Annotated in this window: 3 protein-coding genes and 1 pseudogene; 1 reads left to right on the forward strand and 3 read right to left on the reverse strand. The window is 65.9% G+C overall.

What is annotated here, in order from left to right; translation table 11 throughout:
* Positions 1-1,389: 1,389 nt before the first annotated feature.
* Complete coding sequence (locus ABZ911_RS41660; protein ID WP_358069738.1) at positions 1,390-1,998, reverse strand: hypothetical protein; 609 nt, start codon at positions 1,996-1,998, stop codon at positions 1,390-1,392.
* Between the two features lie 87 nt (positions 1,999-2,085).
* The gene (locus ABZ911_RS41665; RefSeq protein ID WP_358069741.1) at positions 2,086-2,361 is read right to left on the reverse strand and encodes a LuxR C-terminal-related transcriptional regulator; all 276 of its coding nucleotides are present in this window, start codon (positions 2,359-2,361) and stop codon (positions 2,086-2,088) included.
* A gap of 309 nt (positions 2,362-2,670) precedes the next feature.
* Between ABZ911_RS41665 and cpt the strand changes: the two genes are divergently transcribed.
* Positions 2,671-3,246, forward strand: a complete 576-nt coding sequence (gene cpt / locus ABZ911_RS41670; protein WP_358069744.1) for a chloramphenicol phosphotransferase CPT — start codon at positions 2,671-2,673, stop codon at positions 3,244-3,246.
* Positions 3,247-3,458: 212 nt separating this feature from the next.
* On the opposite strand, the pseudogene ABZ911_RS41675 reads toward cpt, so the two are convergent.
* Positions 3,459-4,172 (reverse strand): annotated as a pseudogene (locus ABZ911_RS41675) (IS3 family transposase); the annotation flags it as partial.

Below are 4,172 nucleotides of genomic sequence, written 5' to 3' on the forward strand. Positions count from 1 at the left end.
AGGAGCGGGTGCTCGATGCCGCCCTCACTGCCTTCCTCGCGGCGGGAGGCGAGTGCAGCGAGAAGTAGTGCCTCCAGGGCGCCTCGCTCTTCGCGCTCAGGCGCCTCGGTGGTTTCGGCGCGCTCTGCGGTGGTCGTGGCCATGTAATTTCCTTTCCGGGTGGTGGTGTGCTGCACCCGTTTCGTAGGAGGTCCAGGCTTACCGATACCCGTGGGCGGCGAGCTGGAAGCATGCGAACGAATGCGCTAAACGCTATCTGGCCTGGTACTTTGCCATATGTTTCACACTTCGCTAAATGGATGCAACCAAGGTAATGGATGCCCGTGATTTCACTGTGGATTCCAGAAAAATGCACCTGCCGAAAGAATATGAGCCGATCTGGCTCGGGCATTCTTTTAGCGTCGAATACTTTGCGAACCTATTGTTAAGAGAGATTCTGTCCCTGTCTCACGGCAACGCCGCCGACTACCGGGTGCGCGTCGCTGTCCACGTCCACGCGCTCCCACGCCTGGAAGGCATGGAACCGACAGTCCTGATGCGATCACACCGCCGTACGGCTTCCATTCCTCGGGCCAGGCGGCCTGCCCTGCGGTACGGGTCCGGTTGCCACCGGACACGATGGTTGAGCGCACCGCATGCAGCCATGAACTGCGCCCCGGCGGAGCCCGAGGAGCGGGACTCGCGAGTACGAGCGAGTCGGCTGACCAACGAGGCGCTCGGCCATGAACACGCAGGTCGGCGCCTTGGGTCCGCGACCGGGTTGGTGTGCGCGATCAGCTTCGTGAGCGCACTGGGTCCGTGCGGGGCAACCTGCTGTCGGCATCCGCGCTTGTCGTTGCCTGGCTGCGGAGTCTCCCATTGGCCGCTGGGGTGCTGACAACGTTGATGATCTCAGATCCGCAACCTTCTCCTGGTGGTCTTGGGGGCCAAGGCTGAAGCACACGCTCCGGCCGCTGGGGGAGGCGCAAGATCTCCACTGAGGTACTGGAGAGTCTTGCCATGGGCGAAATCCAGCGGATCAAGAGCACGCCGGAAGCCGGAGAGCTGTGGCTGCTGACCGTGGTCAGCGCGAGGAAGGACGCGGGCAGCAGTCCGACGGGGATCGTCGGACGGAGCCTGGCGCGGGGACCTGCTCGCCGTCGGCGATCGAGTGCGGGTGATCGCTGAGCCCGACCAGTTGGGCGACTGTGCAACGGGAGCCGTGTGAGCCGAGAGGCTCCCGCACGGTTCTGCGGGCGGCGGCGGGTGAGATACCCGCCGCCGACTCACCGGTGCCTGGTCGTGTCGGGCACCAAGGCCGACGCGGAAGCCCTACGGGACGAGATCCTCCAGCCGGATGTTGACGATCTTGATCCAGAGGTGTTGACGATTGCTCCCGAGCGGGAGTCTTCACAGCGGCAGCGCAGTCGAGGTTATTAGCAGGAGCGCGACTCCCAAGCCGAGGTCGAGCACGAAGCACGCTTCAGTGAGCGAGCGGCTGACGACCTTATCGCGGACGAAGTGGATCACGTCCCAGATCGCGTGTCCGATTGCGGCAACGGCCGCCAGGTATACGGCCAACGCCGGACTGGACATCATGGCCGTCAGGGCGATGGCGCTGAAGCCTACGAATCCCAGCACTTGCACTCCGACTTCCCGGCGATCGACCCCGGTGCCGCGAAGGAACCCGAAGATCGCGAAGCCCGCGCCCATGACGAGCAGCGTCGCGGTCGGATCGAGTCCCGTGAGGCGGGCAAGGACGACCGCGACGCTCGCGACGACCACCATCACCCAGACGCTTCGACGCGATCCGACAGCAGCGGCGGCGAGGTAGCACATCGCTGCCAGCATGATGATCATTGCGGTCACATGGGGATCCGCTCCTTTTGCGATATTGGCGATCAGCGCCAGCAGACCGAGGACGGACGGCCAGCGTGCGAGGAGGTGATGTCCGACAGCCGCAGCGCGGCCAGACGGATGATGGTGTGCGTGGGTGTCGAGATTCGTCGTGTTGTTCATACTCGACAGTCTCTGCTCGGTCCCCGCTGGGTGGACCCGTGCATTTGTCACGAAAAGTCCGTGCACCTCGCCCTGAAAAGCTTGACGTCAGACCCACCCGTTCTCGTGTGCGATCGGGTAGGCCTCTGAGCGGGTGTCCGCTCCGAGTTTGTGGGTGACGGTGGCGAGGTAGTTGCGTACGGTTCCTGGCGAGAGGGAGAGTTCCCGTGCGACCTCCCGGCAGGCCGGCTGATCCGGCCATCCCTGGCTGAGATCCGCCGCGTCTTCGCCCGCCTCATCGTGCCCGCCGCCAGCACCATCGAGCACGTCCTGGCCTGGTCCAGATTCCGCCAAACCCACCAAACCCGCGCCCTGGTCAGCCACTACCGCCGACGAGGCGACCCGTTACCACGCGATCTACAGATGTAGTACCGGCAGGACGGTCATCTCGATCGCCCATCGGTTGCACACCGCGCACGACGCGGATCGGATCGTGGTGATGGACGAAGGGCGTATCGTCGAGAGCGGATCGCATGACGAGTTGCTCGTCCATGACGGGCTGTACGCGAAACTCTGGCAATACTGGCGTTGCAGCGAGTCTTGATGCGGAGGCCCCGCACCCACCGTCGGCTTATGTGAATCGGTTGGGCGCATCGGTTTCGCATCCTCGCGGTGGCCTCTACTGTGTACGCCGTGACAACGCAGGTGATCGTGCTCAATGGTGGATCCAGCGCGGGCAAGTCCGAGATCGTGCGGAACCTGCAGGCCGTACTGCCACAGCCCTGGCTTGCCATCGGAGGTGTCGACTCGATGATCGGGGTGATGCCCGAATCCATGATGACGTCGGAGGCCGGAATCAAGATCGCCTCCGACGGCGGGGTGACCGTCGGGCCGGAGTTCCTGGAGGTGCAGGCGGCGTGGCGGGCGGGCATCGCCGCGATGGCCCGCGCCGGAGCCCGGATCATCATCGACGACGTTCTTCTCGGGGGAGCGGAGGCTCAGCGGGAGTGGCAGAAGGTACTCGACGGACTCGACGTTCTGTGGGTCGGCGTCAGATGTGACGGCGCGGTCGCCGCCGAGCGCGAGCGGGCTCGGGGGGACCGCGTCCCTGGCATGGCCGAGGCCCAGGCGGAGGCGGTACACGACGGCATGGTCTATGGCCTAGAAGTGGACACCACGCGCACCGAGTCACTGGCGTGCGCGAAGACCATCGCCGCACTCATCGACCGGCGGAGAACCGGCTGCGAAACGACCAGCGTACGGGGATAGGGCACCTGCACATCACCGGCCGCATCTCCGCCGCGCCGCACAACGGTCTCCTCAGGGGTGAAGAAGGTCTGGAGGTGGCGGTTGACCGGGTCCGGGCAGTCCAGCTAGGGAGCGTGGCGGGCCGATACAGTTCGTGATCACCGGTGCGACGGCGTCCGGGCCGGCGGCAGAAGAGGGAGACGGGGTGGCCGACCGCAGCAGAGGACGGCCCGGCTGCCGCGCGTACCGGCGGCCGCCCGCAGCGCGTCGGCGACCAGCTCGGTGCGCATGTGGCCGGCGATCGACCAGCCCGCCAGGCGGCGTGAATGCAGGTCCAGCACGGTCGCCAGGTAGAGGAACTCGCCGTCGCCGACGGGCAGGTAGGTGATGTCGCCCACGTAGCGCTGGTTCGGCGCGCTCGCGGTGAAGTCCCGGCCGATCAGGTCGGGCGCCTTGGCCGCCGACGGTTCGGGCACGGTGGTGCGCACCTTCTTACGCAGGTGTAGCCCGACGATCCCGAAGGCGCGCATGACGCGGGCGACGCGCTTGCGGTTGATCCGGCGGCCGTTCGCGCGCAACTCGGTGGTGACGCGCGGGCTGCCGTAGGTCCCGTCGAACTCGCCGTGGATCTGTTTGATCTCGCCGGCCAGGGCGGCATCGGCCGCGGCCCGCGTCTGCCGTGCGGGCAGCGCCTTGAGCCACCGGTAGAAGCCGGAGCGGGAGACGGGAAGGACCCGGCACAGCCGCTTCACGCCGTAGGCGTCGCGGTGGTCGTCAACGAAGGTGAAGCGGCTCACCAGTTCGTCTCGCCCGCGAAATATTTGGCAGCTTTGCGAAGAATCTCGCGTTCCAGTTCCAGCTCCCGGATTCGGGCTTTGAGCTGCTTGTTCTCGGTTTCCAGCACGTCGTCGGACGATAGCGGCCCGTTTTCCGGCTCCTTTGCCGGC

Origin of the sequence: Nonomuraea sp. NPDC046570 (genome assembly GCF_040645915.1) — a bacterium.
In the GTDB taxonomy this organism is placed as follows: Bacteria; Actinomycetota; Actinomycetes; order Streptosporangiales; family Streptosporangiaceae; genus Nonomuraea.

Excerpts from the sequence above, each read along its gene's own strand:
- ABZ911_RS41660 (WP_358069738.1), bottom strand. The coding sequence starts at position 1,998 with ATGAACAACACGACGAATCTCGACACCCACGCACACCATCATCCGTCT.